The organism is Ruegeria sp. CJ9 (assembly GCF_056536625.1).
The window spans coordinates 370,143-385,366 of the sequence record NZ_JBQFPY010000001.1 but is presented as its reverse complement, the minus strand read 5'-3'; the positions used below and the strand labels follow the sequence as shown (position 1 = coordinate 385,366).

Sequence of the window (15,224 nt, the reverse complement as noted above, 5' to 3'; positions counted from 1 at the left end):
CCTCAGATGTCCAGTGGTCGGATGAAGTTGGCGAAGGAATACAGGCGGATATTGATGCGGCGCAGGAATTCAAAGCTTTTGCCCTGACCGGTGTAGATGGCGACCGCCGCGTGGCCGCCGGCGGGAAATGTGTGACCGTCTGGGATGTCGACCGAGATCTGCACCGCGATGCGACCCGGTAGTTTTGGAAACTCAAAGCCGGGCAGGCGGCCCGAGGGCAGGTACTGACCCTGACGTGTGGCCCACCAGATTGCTTCGACCTTGCCTGTTAGAATCTCGCCGGGATAAAGGTCCAGCGCGACTTCTACCTCCTGACCGGGCTCGACAAATTTCAGGTTCTGCTGGCGATAGGTGGCCAGAATGTAAGGATTGTCCTTGGTCACGAAGCTGGCAATTGCACCTAGCCGGATATCGCCAACAACCAGACCGGGACGCGCCTGTTGCGAGACGATCATGCCGTCTTCGGGTGCATAGATCGTCGTGTTATCAAGAAAATACTGGGCTTTATCTAGCTGTGCCTGCGCCTGAAGGATGCCGGTATTGACCCCGTCAATCTGGGAATCCAGCGCCAGTTGGGCCTTTTCGAGATTGGCCTCGGCCTCTTTGACCTGTGCCTGATCCTCGGTGACCTGCTCATCCCAGCGATCCAGTTCGTCCTGCCTTGCGCCACCAGCAGGCACGAGGTTCTCGTACCGCGCCTGTTGGGTCAGCGCGTAGGCCAGCTGCGCATTTGCGCGCTCGATGGCCTCGGACGCCGCGATCACGTCCTGTTCCAGGATTTTGGCATTCTGCTCGGCTGCCACCAGCTGAGCGGTCGCCTCTTCAACTTCCAAAGCGAATACCGTGTCGTCAAAGCGATAGAGGGGATCGCCCTTTTTCACTTCGGTATTCGGCTCGACCAGCACCTCGGTCAGGATCGTCGGCTCAGTCAGTCGCGGCACGATTTGGATGGTCGAACGTACTACGTGGCTGTCGAGCGAAAACGGTTGAAAAAAGCGCAGTGCGACAAGGAAAATCAGCAGCAGATGCGCGCCGACCCAGAATGAAACGACACCCCAGGTGATGTTGAACTTCAGTAACTTCGCTTTGAAGAAAATGAACCAGACGAAAATGATGTAGAACAGCGTAATGCCGAGGGCGACAAACATATTCTGTGACTTCCTTTGGCCTTAGCTTTTCTGCGTCTCGTCAGGGTCTAGCGGATCGCTGTATTCTTCGTTCACCGTTCCGCCCAACCGCTTGATTTCCTTGCGGATCGCATCTTTTTCGTCATCGGGTGTGCGCCGAATGTCGACTGTGACGCCATCGTGGAAGGCCCACATAAAGGCATGCACCCACGGCACAACAGCCAGAAAACCCATCCACCCCATGATCTTGACGGCTTCGGCATGGGGGTGATTGCGTTTGATCGCGATCCGCCCCGGTAACCCCATGATGAACAGGATCAGCGCCATCACAGCCGCAAGAAGCAGGATCAATGCCACGAAAGTCAGGTAGTCATAGTAGCCAAGTGGCTGCCCCAATAGTCCCATGCTCGTGCCTCCTTTTGGGCAGGTTGTCCTATCCTCAGCCGTCGGTGCCCAGTTCGTCAATCAATTTGTAGCTGGTGGGTGGGTCTGCGCAGATTCCAGGCCCGCATTCCACCAGTGTCGAGACCGCATTCAGCGCCGCCAGCCCCAGCATGATAAAGAATGCGCTTTTGGCCAGTACGCTGCCACCAAAACGCGGCTGTTGGGTGTTTTCGGCGTATTGCCGGTCAAACAGCAGCATACAGGCCGTACCCAGCAAGATCAGGAAAAAGCAGATCGCGGACCAGGTATAATAGTGCAACCCCAGAACCGGTGACCCATAGTGACCTGTGCCCGGTACGATATGCAGCAGAATCTGGCGTACGGCGACGCTGCCGCCGAACAGCGCCGCAAGCAGCATGATCGCATAGTGCTGCGGCCGCGCTCCGTACAGCAGGTTCAGGCCTAGACCAACGCCCACGGCCACCAGTCCAACCCTTTGCAACAGGCACAGAGGGCAGGGCAGTTCATCGAGTTTAAGCTGGTAGAAATAGGCCAGCACCAACACCAGACTGACAGCCAGCATACCAAGAGCGTTGAGATTGCGTGAAAGTTCCGGTGTCATCGCGGCCCCCTTACAATTGGATCGTCAGTTGGCTGGTGGCATGGAATTTCAGCCAATACACACTCAACGCCAGCGTGAAAAAGAACAGCACATTGGCCGCTGTTGTCCGATTAAAGTAATTCAGTCCCATCGTGGCTGTAAGTAACGCAAATAAAAGCGCTATCATGGCTCGGTTCTCCCCTCCCGTGCGACGATTGCAATATGGGGGAGTGTGTCAGGTGAATTTGGTTCTGGCAAGAAGTCGCGAAGGAAATTCCCGTTTAATGCGAATTACTTGGGGTCAGGCGCACAGCTTTAATTGTGTTCGCCATTCGGAACATTTCTTGGTCAGAGAATTGGGAAGGGCTTTGTCGGTATAGAACACATCGACATCGGACAATGAGGCAATTCGGGCGGGGGCTGAACGTTGGAATTTGGAGTGATCGGCCACCACGCAGGTTCGGCGGGCTTGGGCAATGATGGTCTGACTGACCCGGACTTCTTGAAAGTCAAAATCCATCAGATCACCTTCGGCATCCAACGCCGAACATCCGATGATGGCATAGTCGAACTTGAACTGTTCGATGGTAGCAATCGTCAGGTTGCCGACCAGTCCCCCATCCGAACGGCGCAGCACACCGCCCGCCACAACAATCTGACAGTTTGGGTTGTCGACCAGAATATTGGCGACGTTCATGTTATTGGTCACCACCATCAAGTCTTTGTGGTTCAGTAATTGCCGGGCAACAGCCTCGGTCGAGGTGCCGATGTTCAGGAACACAGATGCGCCATCGGGAATATCCTGCGCGCAAAGTTGCGCGATGCTCGTCTTGGCGTCTGCGTGAAGCGCCCGGCGATCCTCATACCCGATATTCGACACCCCCGAACGAAGGACAGCACCACCATGCACGCGGTCCAGTTTGCCCATGTCAGCAAGTTCCGAAAGATCGCGGCGGATGGTCTGAACCGTCACATCAAACCGCAGCGCCAGGTCTTCGACCATCACGCGGCCATCTTGTTTAGCGATGTTCAGAATGTCTGACTGGCGAAAGGAAAGGGACACGGTTGGCTCCAATTATGATGTGTTCGTTTTTGTTCTGTTTCCGTTGAATTGCAATAATGTGCTGGGCGAATGCACAAAAAAGCAAGTATTTTGTGGCAAAACGAACAAAAACGAAAACAAACATTGACGAAGCGCGGGCCTGTACGGTTAATGAGCGCGCGTTTTCGGCAAACGGGAATCATCCAGATATGGAACAGTCACACGACCAGATCTCAGACCTTTTTATCATTGGCGGCGGCATCAATGGATGCGGCATCGCACGCGATGCAGCGGGGCGCGGGCTGTCGGTGACTCTGGCCGAGATGAACGATCTGGCCTCGGCAACCTCGTCGGCGTCGACCAAACTGTTTCACGGCGGATTGCGGTACCTGGAGTTCTTTGAATTCCGCCTTGTCCGCGAGGCCCTGATCGAACGTGAAACCTTGCTGCAGGCGATGCCGCATATCAGCTGGCCGATGCGATTTGTGCTGCCGTACCACGCAGACATGCGGTTCGATTCCGAAACGCCGACCTCGCGCCTGTTAAGCACCGTGATGCCTTGGATGAAGGGTCGTCGTCCGGCCTGGCTGATCCGGTTGGGGTTGTTCATGTACGACCATCTGGGTGGGCGTAAAATTCTACCGGGCACGGCGTCTCTGAACCTGAAAACAGCACCCGAAGGGCGACCGCTGCAGGACAAGTTTGAGACCGCCTATGAGTATTCCGATTGCTGGGTCGAGGATTCGCGCCTTGTCGTTCTCAACGCCCGCGATGCCGCGGCACGCGGTGCTAATATTATGGTTCGCACCGAGGTTCTGGCGGCGAAGCGCGTAGACGACCTATGGGAGGTGACGGTTCGGGACCGCGACAGTGACGAGACACGCGTGATCAAGGCTAGAATGCTGATCAATGCTGGTGGTCCCTGGGTTGGGGATATCATTCAATCGAAAATCCACGTGAATTCGCGCGAGGGCGTCCGGTTGGTGCGGGGCAGTCATATCGTGACCCGCAGGCTGTTTGACCACGACAAGTGTTACTTTTTTCAGGGCGAGGATGGGCGCATCATTTTCGCCATCCCGTACGAGCGTGATTTCACCTTGATCGGCACGACAGATCAGGATCATCCGAATCCATCTGAATCTCCGGTGTGTACCGAGGCGGAACAGGAATATCTGTGCGCGTTTGCGACCAAATATTTCAAGACGCCAGTGACGCGAGATGAAATCGTCTGGACATACTCAGGTGTCCGCCCGCTGTACGATGACGGTGCCAGTAGCGCCACCGCCGCGACTCGGGACTATACGTTGAAAGTGGACGCGCAAGGCGGGGCACCGGTGCTGAATGTCTTCGGCGGCAAGATCACAACCTACCGACGTCTGGCCGAGAGTGCGTTGGAGAAAGCAGCCGAGCATTTCCCGGACTTACCCGGTCCCTGGACGGCTGGTGTGGCTTTGCCTGGCGGAGATTTCCCTGTCGACGGGGTGCAAAATCTGGTGGCTGGGTTGGAAGCTGACTTTGGCTTTTTGGAGCGCGCCTGGGCCGAGCGTCTTGTGAGCGCCTACGGCACCGAGGCCAGGATCATTCTAGGGGATGCGAAATCCGCCCAAGACTTGGGAGAGGACTTTGGTGCCACACTGACTGCGCGCGAGTTGGAATGGCTGATGGATAAAGAATATGCCCGCACGGCCGAGGATGTCGTCTGGCGTCGAAACAAGCTGGGCTTGCGTCTGAGCGTTGAGCAGATCGCCCGGATACAGGATTGGATGGACCATCGCAGCGCTCAGGCTGCTGCCTAAGAAAAAGCCCCGCCGATTTGGCGGGGCTTTTATTATTACGCTGTTTCTTCCGAGGGACCGGGGTCGTTCTTGGTGCCCTTGATCCATTCCCTGAGACTCTGCATCAGGGCATAGAGAACCGGCACCAGAATGACACCAACCAGCGTGGCTGCCAGCATCCCGCCAAAGACGGCAACACCGATCGCTTTCTGGCTGGCCGCACCCGCACCACTCGCTGCTAGCAGCGGTACAACGCCCAGCAGGAAGGACAGGGCGGTCATCATCACCGCGCGAAAACGCTGATAGGCTGCCTCGGCGGCGGCATCCCGGATCGAAAGGCCATTTGCCCGTTGCTCCATCGCGAACTCAACGATCAGAATGCCGTTTTTCGATGCCAACCCCACAAGCATGATCATCCCGATCTGTGTGTAGAGGTTGATATCACTGCCCACGATGGCCACGGCGGCCACCGCCCCGAACAGGGCCACAATCACCGACAGCAGAATCGACACCGGCATCGACCAGCTTTCGTATTGCCCCACAAGGAACAGATAGCCAAACAAGATCGCCAGCCCCAGGATCACAATCACCAGACTGCCCGAGGCCAACTGCTGCTGCGCCGTACCAGTCCATTCGAACGCGTATCCCGGGGGCAGGGCGGTCGCTGATTCCTCGGTCATCACGTTGATAGCATCGCCAGTGGACAAGCCCGGCGCTGGTACAGCTGTAACGGTCGCCGACCGGAACAGGTTGTGCCGCTTAAGCAGCACTGGTCCCAGCACGTTTTCCACGTCGATCAGCGTACCCAGTGGCACCATCTCACCTTGTTCCGAGCGGACATAAAGGTTCGAGATATCTTCGACATTGTCGCGATAGCTGCCATCGGCCTGGATCATCACGCGATACACCCGTCCGAACAGGTTGAAGTCGTTGACGTAGTACGACCCCAACTGCGCCTGCATGGTCTGGAACACTTCGGCCACGGACACTTGCAGTGTTTTGGCTTTTTCGCGGTCCAGATCGACGAACAACTGCGGCACGTTTGCGCGGAAGGTCGTATAGGACTGCCCGATTTCGGGCCGCTGGTTCGCTGCGTAGACGAACGACCCCACGGCCGAGGCCAGATCCTGCGGTGTGCCGCCCCCGGTTTGTTGCACCTCCATCTCGACTCCGGCCGAATTACCAAGGCCCTGAATAGGCGGCGGGTTAAAGGCCACGATCGAGGCGGCGGATTCACCATACGCAATCGCCAGAACCTTTTGCAGAATAGCATCCGCACTCAGGTCATCGTCCTGACGATCATCCCAGTTTTCGAGGTTCACAAAGATCGCCGCGCCATTTGTGGTGGTGCCATTCAGGATCGAAAATCCGTTGATCAGAACGGTACTTGAAACGCCAGGGATCTGCTGAATCTGATCATCCACACGAGCCGAGACGACCTCGGTCCGTTCCAGCGTTGCCGCGTCTGGCAGCTGAATGTCGACGAACAGGTAACCGTTATCCTCAAGCGGCAGGAAGCCGCTGGATGTGTTGGACATGATGGTCCCGGTGCCCATCGCCAGCGCAACGATAACGCCCAGACCGACGACCGGCAGGATCAACAGTTTGCGCACGATGGCGACATAGCCGCTGCGGATTGTGCCGATGAAGCGTTCAAACACGGCCAGCAACCCCTTGGGTGGCCCCGAACGCGCCTTCAGAACAAGGCCGCACAAGGCTGGCGACAGGGTCAGCGCGTTGATTGAGGAAATCACAACGGCGGTTGAGATGGTTACCGCGAACTGTGAATACAGCCGCCCCGAGATACCGGGCATGAAAGTCACCGGTACGAACACGGCCAGCAGAACCAGCGTGGTAGCAATAACTGGGCCGGTGATCTGTCCCATGGCCTTTCGGGTTGCTTCTGCTGGGGGCAATCCTTCGTCCGCGATGATCCGTTCGACGTTTTCAACCACAACAATCGCGTCATCCACCACGATGCCGATGGCCAGAACCAACGCAAACAGCGAGATCGTGTTCAGTGACATTCCGAACAGCAGCAAAAACGCGAATGTACCAATCAGAGAGACCGGGATCGCAACAGCCGGGATGATCGTCGCCCGCCAACTGCCCAGAAAGACAAACACAACCGAGATTACCAAAGTGAACGTCAAGATCAGGGTCGTCACCACGTCGTTCAGTGATTGCTCGACAAAGTCGGTGGTGTTGAAGGGAACGTCATATTCCACATCGTTGGGGAAGCTGCGAGACAGCCGCTGCAATTCGGCCTCGACACGTTCAGAAACCGCCAGCGCGTTTGCGCCAGGGGCCTGATATATACCAATGACGGTGGCCGGAACGCTATCGAAATAGCCGGACGCCGCATAGTATTCTGCACCCAGTTCCACCCGTGCGATATCTTTGACCCGCACGATAGATCCTGCATCGCCGGTGCGGATGACAATTTCGCCGAATTCCTCGGCCGAGGTCAGGCGGCCCTTGGTCTTGATTGTGTACTGAAATGTCTGCCCCTCGGGCACTGGTGGGGCACCGATCGAACCTGCCGATACTTCGACGTTCTGCTCGCGGATGGCGTTGATCACGTCGCCCGGAGTAATGGACAACGCGGCCATTTGATCCGGGTCCATCCAGATCCGCATGGCGTATTCCAGATTGGTCAGAACGTCCGCCTTACCAACGCCCTGAACGCGCGCCAGTGCGTCTTTCAGGTTGATCGAGGCATAATTCGACAGAAACACGCTGTCATACGTTCCCTCGGGCGAGGTCAGCGTCACCAGCAGCAGCATGTTGGTGGACGCCTTCTGCGTCACCACGCCCGAAGATGTCACTTCGGCCGGTAACGAGGACATCGCTTGTGCCACGCGGTTTTGCACGTTCACCGAGGCGATATCGGGATCGGTGCCGACCTCGAAGGTGACATTCAATGAATACGAGCCGTTATCGGCCGACGTGGACGTCATGTAGATCATGTCATCCACACCGTTCACCTGCGCCTCAATGGGTGCGGCAACGGTGTTTTCAACGGTCTCGGCGTTGGCACCGGTATAGGTGGTCGTTACGCTGACCACCGGTGGCGTGATGTCGGGGAACTGGGCCACTGGCAGAACCAGATAGCCGATGGCGCCCATGATGGTCAGGACAAGCGAAATAACAAGCGCCAGCTTGGGCCGGCTGATGAACAGGGCTGAGAACATCTGTTACTCTCCCGGCTGCTCAGATGCCACGACGGCATCGACGGCAACCCCGGGACGAACCCTTTGCAGGCCCTCGACAATGACGCTTTCGCCTTCGCGCAGGCCGTCCTTGACGATCACCGCCGTGCCTTCGTTGTCGCCGGTGGTGATATAACGCTGTTCGACCATTTGCTGGTCATTGACGACCAGAACGAATTCACCCCTCTGATCGCGTTGCAGTGCGGCCTGTGGCACCAGAACCTCAAGCGTAGGTTGCAGGGCCTCGATCCGCACGTTCAGAAATGCACCGTCCACGATCAACCGGTCGGCGTTCGAGAATTCGGCACGCATCGTAATGGCACCGGTCAGAGGGTCGATCCGGTTGTCGACAAACACGATTTTGCCCGTTTCGTCTAGTTCTGAGCCGTTTGGCAGATCTATATGAACATTCGGGCTTTTGTCGCTTTCGCTTAGGGATGCGGGGTTCTCACCCACGGTTTCAAGAACCGAGGTAAACTGCTTTTCATTCAGTGAAAAATTCACATAGATCGGTGCCTCGCTGACGATATTGACCAGCGGCGGGTTGTTCGGACCGACCACGTCTCCGACGCTGATTGCAACCCGACCAATGCGCCCGTCAAACGGGGCGTGGATTTTGGTGTAGCTCAGATCAAGTTCGGCCTGCTGGATCGCGGCTTTGGCAGCTTTGACTTGTGCTTCGGCCACCAGTTCATTTGCGCGTGCGATATCGCGTTCGGATTCAGGGGTGGCGTCTCGTTCGTACAGCTCTTGTTTGCGGGCCAGCTCGACCTTGGCGAGTTCCAGATTGGCCTCAGCCTTGTCCAGGTCGGCGTTGCGTGCCTCTACCGTCGCCTCATAGAGGTCGGGTTCAATAGTGAACAGCAAATCGCCCTGTTTCACCAGCGCGCCGTCTTCGACATTCTGACTTTCCAGAAACCCGCTGACGCGCGCCACGATGTCGGCCTTGTTCAGGGCCTCGGCGCGGCCGATAAAGCTGGCCTCTTCGGTGATTTCCTCAGTATACGCAGCCGCGATCGAAACTTTGGGCGGCGGGGCGTCGCTTTGGTCTTGTGCTGTGGCTGTGTGTGCCATGCCCAGATAAACCAAGACAGCAAAGGCCTGGACCGGTCCGCTGTAACGGATATTCAAGTTCTTCAATGCAAGGGACATGGCAGGCGCCTCGTTCATTATAAGGATTTTGCGCCCGGGCAGGTTGGTCGCCCCGGCGAGTCGACTGAATTCAGGTCAGGATGACCGTTTTAGGATTATATCTCAAGCTTCTTGAATACGACGAACGGGCAGAGACTTGCGGGAATTTTCTCGTCAACAGGCCGACTTAGGCCGATTTGCCTGCGGTCGCATGGCTGGATTCAGTTGAGACAACGGAAAACGGGGACCGTTTGGCCCCCGTTTCCAAATTCAGATGTTGCATCGGATCATTCGCGCGCGCCGGCGAACCGGTTTTCCCAATCTTCGCGCTGTTCGTCAGTGATTTTGGCGAACAGCACGTCTGGTACCGTAAAGGCATGCCCAGCGGGCAGTGCGTTCAGCGCAGCCGCGACATCGTCGGGCCAGCTGGTGTCCAGAGTATTCATCGCGCTCAGCATCCGGGCCGACGTTTCGGGGATGAAAGGGGCGCTGAGAACGGCATACAGGCGGATCAGGTTCAACCCCAGACGTACCTGAGCTGCGGCCTGTTCTGGATCTTCTTTGAAGGTTGACCAAGGGGCAGCGGCCTGCAGATATTCGTTGCCCGCGACCCAAATCGCCCGCAATTCCTGCGCGGATTTGCGAACCTCCATCGCCTCCATATGTCCTTCATAGGCCCGAACGCGTTTTGTGAGATCGTCAATCAGGTTCTTTTCACGTTCACCAAAACTACCGCCCTCGGGCACGGCCTCAGAGAATTTAGACCGGCAGAATTTGGTGATCCGGCTGACAAAGTTGCCCAGAACATCCGCAAGGTCTTTGTTCACAGATTGCTGGAAGTTCTCCCACGTGAACTCGCTGTCGCTGCTTTCGGGCGCATGGCTCAGCAGCCACCAGCGCCAGTAATCAGCGGGCAGAATCTCAAGCGCCTGATCCATGAAGACGCCGCGGCCCTGAGAGGTCGAGAACTGGCCGCCGTCATAGTTCAGGTAGTTGAACGATTTCAGGTGGTCGACCATCTTCCACGGCTCACCCGAACCCAGAATGGTGGCCGGGAAGGACAGCGTATGGAAGGGCACGTTGTCCTTGCCCATGAACTGCACATAGCGCACGTCGTCCGCTCCCTTGTCGGTGCGCCACCAGCGCTGCCAATCGGCGTCGGCTTTGCCGTTTGCGTCGGCCCATTCCTTGGCGCAGGCGATGTATTCGATGGGCGCGTCGAACCAGACATAGAAGACTTTACCCTCCATCCCCGGCCAGTCCTGATCACCTTTCTGGACCGGTACGCCCCAGTCCAGATCACGGGTGATGCCGCGATCTTGCAGACCGTCGCCATCGTGCAGCCATTTCTTGGCGATGGAGGTCGTCAGGATCGGCCAGTCGGTCTTGCTGTCAATCCAGGCGTCCAGTTGATCCTTCATGGCCGACTGACGCAGATACAGGTGCTTGGTTTCGCGCACCTCCAAATCGGTCGAACCACTGATCGCACTGCGCGGCTCAATCAGGTCGGTCGGGTCCAGCTGCTTGGTGCAGTTTTCACACTGATCGCCGCGCGCGCGCTCATAGCCGCAATTGGGGCAGGTGCCCTCAATATAACGGTCGGGCAGAAAGCGGCCATCGGCATTGGAATAAACCTGCTTTTCCGTGACTTCGCGGATCAGTCCGGCGTCATCCAGCTTACCTGCAAAATGCTGGGTCAGCTTCTTGTTCTGATCGCTGGACGAACGGCCAAAGTGATCGAAGCTCAGACCAAAGCGGTTGGCGATGTCGGCCTGAACGCCGTACATCTCGGCGCAATATTCGGCCACTGGTTTACCCGCCTTGGCGGCGGCCAGTTCGGCGGGGGTGCCGTGTTCATCCGTGGCGCACAGGAACATGACCTCATTTCCCCGGCCACGCTGATAGCGTGCGTACAGATCAGCAGGCAATTGCGAGCCGATCAGATTGCCGAGGTGCTTGATCCCGTTGATGTAAGGGATCGCCGAGGTGATGAGAATCCGAGCCATTTTGCGTTTCCACGTATCTATCTGCGCGCCCGTCTATCTTATGTGGAAGGCCAGCAAAAGCCCGGCTTTTGCTCAGGGGCGAATTAAAACAACAACAACCCCGAAAATCCATCTAGCAGAGGAATACGATTGCATCCGGCTGGTGGTCCACAATACCCCTAGGTTGAATAACGGAATCACAGCTACTTGAATTTATGTTATCGCTACCTATCTAATGTATACAAAAGTATACACAAAATGAGGGCAGTCTACTGATGTTCGACTTTCTGCTTGAGGGTGCGTTTGTGCCCTTTACTCTGGCGCTTGCGCTTCTGTTCGGTCTTCTTGGGCTGGAACTGATCGCATTGGTTCTGGGCGGAAGTCTTATGGCAGGCGAGGCCGAGGTTGACCTGGATGTGGTTGACGGTCCCGATCTGGACATTGGTGATTTTGACCTCGATGTCGACGCGGATGTTGATCTGGGCGAATTCGAATTGGCCGAGGTTGAGGCGGACGCACCGGGCGCAGCCCCTTCGGGTCCGTTGGCGTGGCTTGGGATCGGCAAGGTGCCATTCATGATATGGCTGGCGGTTCTGCTGGCTGGATTCGGCCTGTCGGGAATTGGCCTGCAATTGGCGCTGCGCGATCTGCTGGGCTTTGACCTGCCAAGCTGGATGGCGGCACTTCCGGCCGGTGCCTTTGCCCTGTGGTTTGCGCGCGGCTTTGGTGGTGTCTTTGCCCGCCTGTTGCCGAAAACCGAGACCGAGGCGATGTCGGAACGCATGCTTGCACGCCGTCGTGGCGTGATCACGCAAGGAACGGCCTCGCGCGGGCGTCCGGCTGAGGTCCGCGTCACCGACCGTTTTGGAAACTCTCACTACCTTCGCGCCGAACCGCTGCAGGACAAGGATGCGCTGAAACAAGGCACCGAAGTGCTGGTTTTGCGTGACCGACGGCGTGACCGGTTCGTTCTGGTCGGCTTGTCAGACTAACAAAATTCAAACCCCAACCTGGAGGATTTAGCATGGAACTACCATTCCTGGCCGTCACAGTTGTGACCTTATTAGCAGTCGTTTTGTTCGTCGGCCTTGTTCTTGGCCGTCTGTATCGCCGCGCGACCCGAGAGGTCAGTCTGGTGAAAACCGGGGCAGGTGGCAAGAAAGTCATCATGGATGGCGGCGTCATCATCGTACCGCTGCTGCACGAGGTCAGCCCGGTCAACATGAAGACCTTGCGCCTTGAAGTGCAGCGCAGCGGCGAGGCTGCTCTGATCACCAAGGACCGGATGCGTGTGGACGTTGGCGTGGAATTCTACGTCTCGGTCATGGCCACCGAAGAAGGTATTTCGCGCGCGGCTCAAACACTTGGTGGTCGCACTTTTGACGTCGAGCAACTGCGCGAGATGATCGAAGGTAAGCTGATCGACGGTCTGCGTGCTGTGGCCGCACAGATGACCATGGATGGTCTGCATGAAAACCGCGCTGATTTTGTACAAGAGGTGCAAAATGCGGTGTCCGAAGACCTGTTGAAGAACGGCTTGTCGCTGGAATCCGTTTCGCTGACGGCGCTGGACCAGACACCGTTTGAGGCGTTGGACGAGAACAACGCGTTTAACGCCGTAGGTATGCGCAAACTGGCCGAGGTCATTGCGACCTCAAAAAAAGAGCGTGCGCAGATTGATGCGGATGCTGAGGTCGAAGTACGTCGTGCAGCGATGGAAGCTCAGCGTCAGAAACTGCTGATCGAAAAGGACGAAGAGCAGGCACGCATTGAGCAGACGCAGCAGGTTGAAACCCTGCGTGTGGCGCAAGAGGCTGAGATTGCGGCCCGGACCGAGGACTCGGTGCGCGAAACCGAACGCGCCCGGATCGCGCGTGAAGAAGCCATCCGTGCTGCTGAGATCGAACGCGAGCGCAATATCCGCGATGCCGAGATCGCAAAAGAGCGGGAGCTGGAAGTGGCCGAGCAAGAGCGCCAGATCATCATCGCGCAGAAATCCGAAGAGGAAAGCCGCGCGCGTGCCTCTGCTGATCTTGCCCGTGCCGAGGCAACCAAGGCGACCGAAGCCGTGGCAACTGCCCGCGAAGTGGCCGAGGCCGAGCGTCAAAAGCAGATCGTACTGATCGAAGCCACGCGTGAAGCCGAACGTCAGGCCACCGCGATCCGTTTGGCCGCAAAGGCCGAGAAAGAGGCCGCCGCCGACCGCGCCGAAGCCCGCCGTGAAGAAGCGCAGGCCGAAGCGGACGCGCTGAATATCCGCGCCGAGGCCAAGAAGAACGACATGCTGGCCGAAGCGGAAGGTAAGCGCGCGATTGTTGAGGCAGACAATGCCCTGTCGCCCGAACAGATCCGCATGAAGGTTGATCTGACCCGGATCGAAACCATGCCGTCGATCATCTCGGAAATGGTGAAGCCGGCTGAAAAGATCGACTCGATCAAGATCCATCAGGTCGGCGGCATCGGCGCTGCCAATGGAGGCGGGGCTGCAAATGGCGACAAGCCGGTGGTCAATCAGGCGCTGGATTCGATCATGGGTATGGCGGTGCAGATGCCCGCGCTCAAGAAGCTGGGTGAAGAACTTGGTTTGTCGATGGAGCAAGGCGTCGGTGGCGTGGTGAACGGCGCGCTGGAGCAGTCGGTTGAACCCGCCAAAGTGGCCGAGGTGGTGGAAGACGAAACACCGCCGACACAGCAATAACGGAATAAGGGGCCGGGATTTCCCGGCCCTTTAATCTTCGCGCGACTTTTTCAACAACCGCCCGATGGTGAACGAAGTGCGTGGGGCGTAAACATAGTTGGTCCGCTCGTCCGGTGTTGGGCGGGACCGCATCCGGGCCAGGCCAAACACGATCAAAACCAGATGCCCGGCTGCCACAAAGGCAAACAGGGCACTTGGACCGAATTGCTGGATCAGGGTGGACGAAATGTAGGGCGAAGCAATAGCCCCCAGCGCGTACCAGAACATCAAAGCGGCTGATAATTCGACCCGTTCCTCGGTGGTAGCAAAGTCATTTGCGTGCGCCGATGACACCGAGAAGATCGGGAAAGTTGTCAGGCCAAAAATGGCAGCGGCCAGCATGACGCCCAAGGTGCCGGTTCCGCTGGCGGCCATTGTTACGCCACAGCTAAGCACGGCAGCACCGGACAACCAGATCAGTACCCAGCGCCGGTCGAATTTGTCGGCCAACCATCCCAGCGGATATTGCGCCAGCGCCCCACCCAGAACAAATGAGGCCAGGAAGAACGCGATCTGATCCACGCCTAGTCCGACCTCTTGCCCATAAACCGGACCGACCATTCGGAACGAGGCTGAGCTGAGCGCCGCAACAATCACACCTGCCACAGCAAGGGGCGAACTGCGCCAGGCCAGTTTGGGCCGCAAGCGGGGGGCGTTAGGTGTGATCGGCTGACTGGCGCGGGTCAGGGTCAGCGGCAGCAGGGCGGCACAGCACAAAATCGCCAACAGGTTATAAGACACGTATGAGGCGGGCGGCAGCACGGCGATGATCAACTGTGCCCCCAGTGACGCCCCCATATCCACGAACCGATAGGTCCCCATCGCCCGGCCACGGGTTTCGTTGGTGACCTTGGCATTCAGCCAGGCCTCGATCACGGTATAGCAGCCCGCCACACAGGTGCCCGAAGCGATCCGCAATGCGGCCCATAGATAGGGGTTGTCGGTCAGGGTATGCCCGATCAACCCCATTGCACCCAAAGCCGTGCAGACCGCGAAGGCGCGAGAGTGGCCGACATTCCCCATCAGTCTCGGGGCCCACCAGCAACCAATGAAAAAGCCTAGGAAATGGGACGAGCCCAGCAGACCGATCTGCTCGGTCGTGAATTCCAGTGTAATGCCCGAGATGGCGTCCAGCGGCCCGACGCCACCTGTGGAAAGTTGCAGCAGAATGACTGAAAGAAAGAGGGCGGCAAAAGAAATGATCGTACGCATGATGGGGGCACCTTGGCG

General features: G+C 57.6%; 12 protein-coding genes. 3 read left to right on the top strand and 9 right to left on the bottom strand.

What is annotated here, in order from left to right; all coding sequences use genetic code 11:
* Positions 1-2 precede the first annotated feature (2 nt).
* From ACR0AJ_RS01935 to ACR0AJ_RS01915, 5 genes are all read right to left on the bottom strand, one after another.
* Positions 3-1,148, bottom strand: coding sequence for an HlyD family secretion protein (locus ACR0AJ_RS01935; RefSeq protein ID WP_170358063.1), 1,146 nt, complete (start codon positions 1,146-1,148; stop codon positions 3-5).
* A gap of 21 nt (positions 1,149-1,169) precedes the next feature.
* Positions 1,170-1,532 carry a DUF3302 domain-containing protein gene (locus ACR0AJ_RS01930; RefSeq protein WP_170348435.1) on the bottom strand — a complete coding sequence of 121 codons (363 nt, stop codon included), beginning with the start codon at positions 1,530-1,532 and terminating at the stop codon, positions 1,170-1,172.
* Positions 1,533-1,566: 34 nt separating this feature from the next.
* Complete coding sequence (locus ACR0AJ_RS01925; protein ID WP_170348436.1) at positions 1,567-2,133, bottom strand: disulfide bond formation protein B; 567 nt, start codon at positions 2,131-2,133, stop codon at positions 1,567-1,569.
* A 10-nt stretch (positions 2,134-2,143) separates the two neighbouring features.
* On the bottom strand, positions 2,144-2,299 hold the full coding sequence (locus tag ACR0AJ_RS01920; protein WP_170331252.1) for a DUF5993 family protein: 156 nt from the start codon (positions 2,297-2,299) through the stop codon (positions 2,144-2,146).
* Positions 2,300-2,413: 114 nt separating this feature from the next.
* Positions 2,414-3,175 carry a DeoR/GlpR family DNA-binding transcription regulator gene (locus ACR0AJ_RS01915; protein WP_170348437.1) on the bottom strand — a complete coding sequence of 254 codons (762 nt, stop codon included), beginning with the start codon at positions 3,173-3,175 and terminating at the stop codon, positions 2,414-2,416.
* 188 nt (positions 3,176-3,363) lie between these two features.
* Here ACR0AJ_RS01915 and glpD point away from each other — a divergent pair, with 188 nt between their 5' ends.
* The gene (gene glpD, locus ACR0AJ_RS01910; protein WP_480662102.1) at positions 3,364-4,950 is read left to right on the top strand and encodes a glycerol-3-phosphate dehydrogenase; all 1,587 of its coding nucleotides are present in this window, start codon (positions 3,364-3,366) and stop codon (positions 4,948-4,950) included.
* A gap of 35 nt (positions 4,951-4,985) precedes the next feature.
* Here the strand turns inward: glpD and ACR0AJ_RS01905 are convergent, their stop codons facing one another.
* From ACR0AJ_RS01905 to metG, 3 genes are all read right to left on the bottom strand, one after another.
* A complete protein-coding gene (locus ACR0AJ_RS01905; protein WP_170374950.1) occupies positions 4,986-8,123 on the bottom strand; it encodes an efflux RND transporter permease subunit in 3,138 nt (1,045 codons plus the stop codon).
* Positions 8,124-8,126: 3 nt separating this feature from the next.
* Positions 8,127-9,293: an efflux RND transporter periplasmic adaptor subunit gene (locus tag ACR0AJ_RS01900; protein ID WP_480646417.1), complete on the bottom strand. Its 1,167-nt coding sequence runs from the start codon at positions 9,291-9,293 to the stop codon at positions 8,127-8,129.
* Positions 9,294-9,559: 266 nt separating this feature from the next.
* Entirely contained in the window at positions 9,560-11,278 is a 1,719-nt protein-coding gene (gene metG / locus ACR0AJ_RS01895; protein WP_480739943.1) for a methionine--tRNA ligase, read from the bottom strand.
* A gap of 254 nt (positions 11,279-11,532) precedes the next feature.
* Between metG and ACR0AJ_RS01890 the strand changes: the two genes are divergently transcribed.
* Both ACR0AJ_RS01890 and ACR0AJ_RS01885 read left to right on the top strand, forming a co-directional pair.
* Complete coding sequence (locus tag ACR0AJ_RS01890; protein WP_480646419.1) at positions 11,533-12,249, top strand: OB-fold-containig protein; 717 nt, start codon at positions 11,533-11,535, stop codon at positions 12,247-12,249.
* A gap of 32 nt (positions 12,250-12,281) precedes the next feature.
* Positions 12,282-13,955 carry a flotillin family protein gene (locus tag ACR0AJ_RS01885; protein ID WP_480646421.1) on the top strand — a complete coding sequence of 558 codons (1,674 nt, stop codon included), beginning with the start codon at positions 12,282-12,284 and terminating at the stop codon, positions 13,953-13,955.
* Positions 13,956-13,985: 30 nt separating this feature from the next.
* Here ACR0AJ_RS01885 and ACR0AJ_RS01880 read toward each other — a convergent pair whose 3' ends face one another.
* Entirely contained in the window at positions 13,986-15,206 is a 1,221-nt protein-coding gene (locus ACR0AJ_RS01880; RefSeq protein ID WP_170348444.1) for an MFS transporter, read from the bottom strand.
* Between the last annotated feature and the right edge of the window lie 18 nt (positions 15,207-15,224).

Coding starts and splice junctions, on each gene's coding strand:
- ACR0AJ_RS01890 (WP_480646419.1), top strand. CDS start 11,533: ATGTTCGACTTTCTGCTTGAGGGTGCGTTTGTGCCCTTTACTCTGGCG.
- metG (WP_480739943.1), bottom strand. CDS start 11,278: ATGGCTCGGATTCTCATCACCTCGGCGATCCCTTACATCAACGGGATC.
- ACR0AJ_RS01880 (WP_170348444.1), bottom strand. CDS start 15,206: ATGCGTACGATCATTTCTTTTGCCGCCCTCTTTCTTTCAGTCATTCTG.
- ACR0AJ_RS01900 (WP_480646417.1), bottom strand. CDS start 9,293: ATGTCCCTTGCATTGAAGAACTTGAATATCCGTTACAGCGGACCGGTC.
- ACR0AJ_RS01885 (WP_480646421.1), top strand. CDS start 12,282: ATGGAACTACCATTCCTGGCCGTCACAGTTGTGACCTTATTAGCAGTC.
- ACR0AJ_RS01905 (WP_170374950.1), bottom strand. CDS start 8,123: ATGTTCTCAGCCCTGTTCATCAGCCGGCCCAAGCTGGCGCTTGTTATT.
- ACR0AJ_RS01920 (WP_170331252.1), bottom strand. CDS start 2,299: ATGATAGCGCTTTTATTTGCGTTACTTACAGCCACGATGGGACTGAAT.
- ACR0AJ_RS01930 (WP_170348435.1), bottom strand. CDS start 1,532: ATGGGACTATTGGGGCAGCCACTTGGCTACTATGACTACCTGACTTTC.
- ACR0AJ_RS01925 (WP_170348436.1), bottom strand. CDS start 2,133: ATGACACCGGAACTTTCACGCAATCTCAACGCTCTTGGTATGCTGGCT.
- ACR0AJ_RS01935 (WP_170358063.1), bottom strand. CDS start 1,148: ATGTTTGTCGCCCTCGGCATTACGCTGTTCTACATCATTTTCGTCTGG.
- glpD (WP_480662102.1), top strand. CDS start 3,364: ATGGAACAGTCACACGACCAGATCTCAGACCTTTTTATCATTGGCGGC.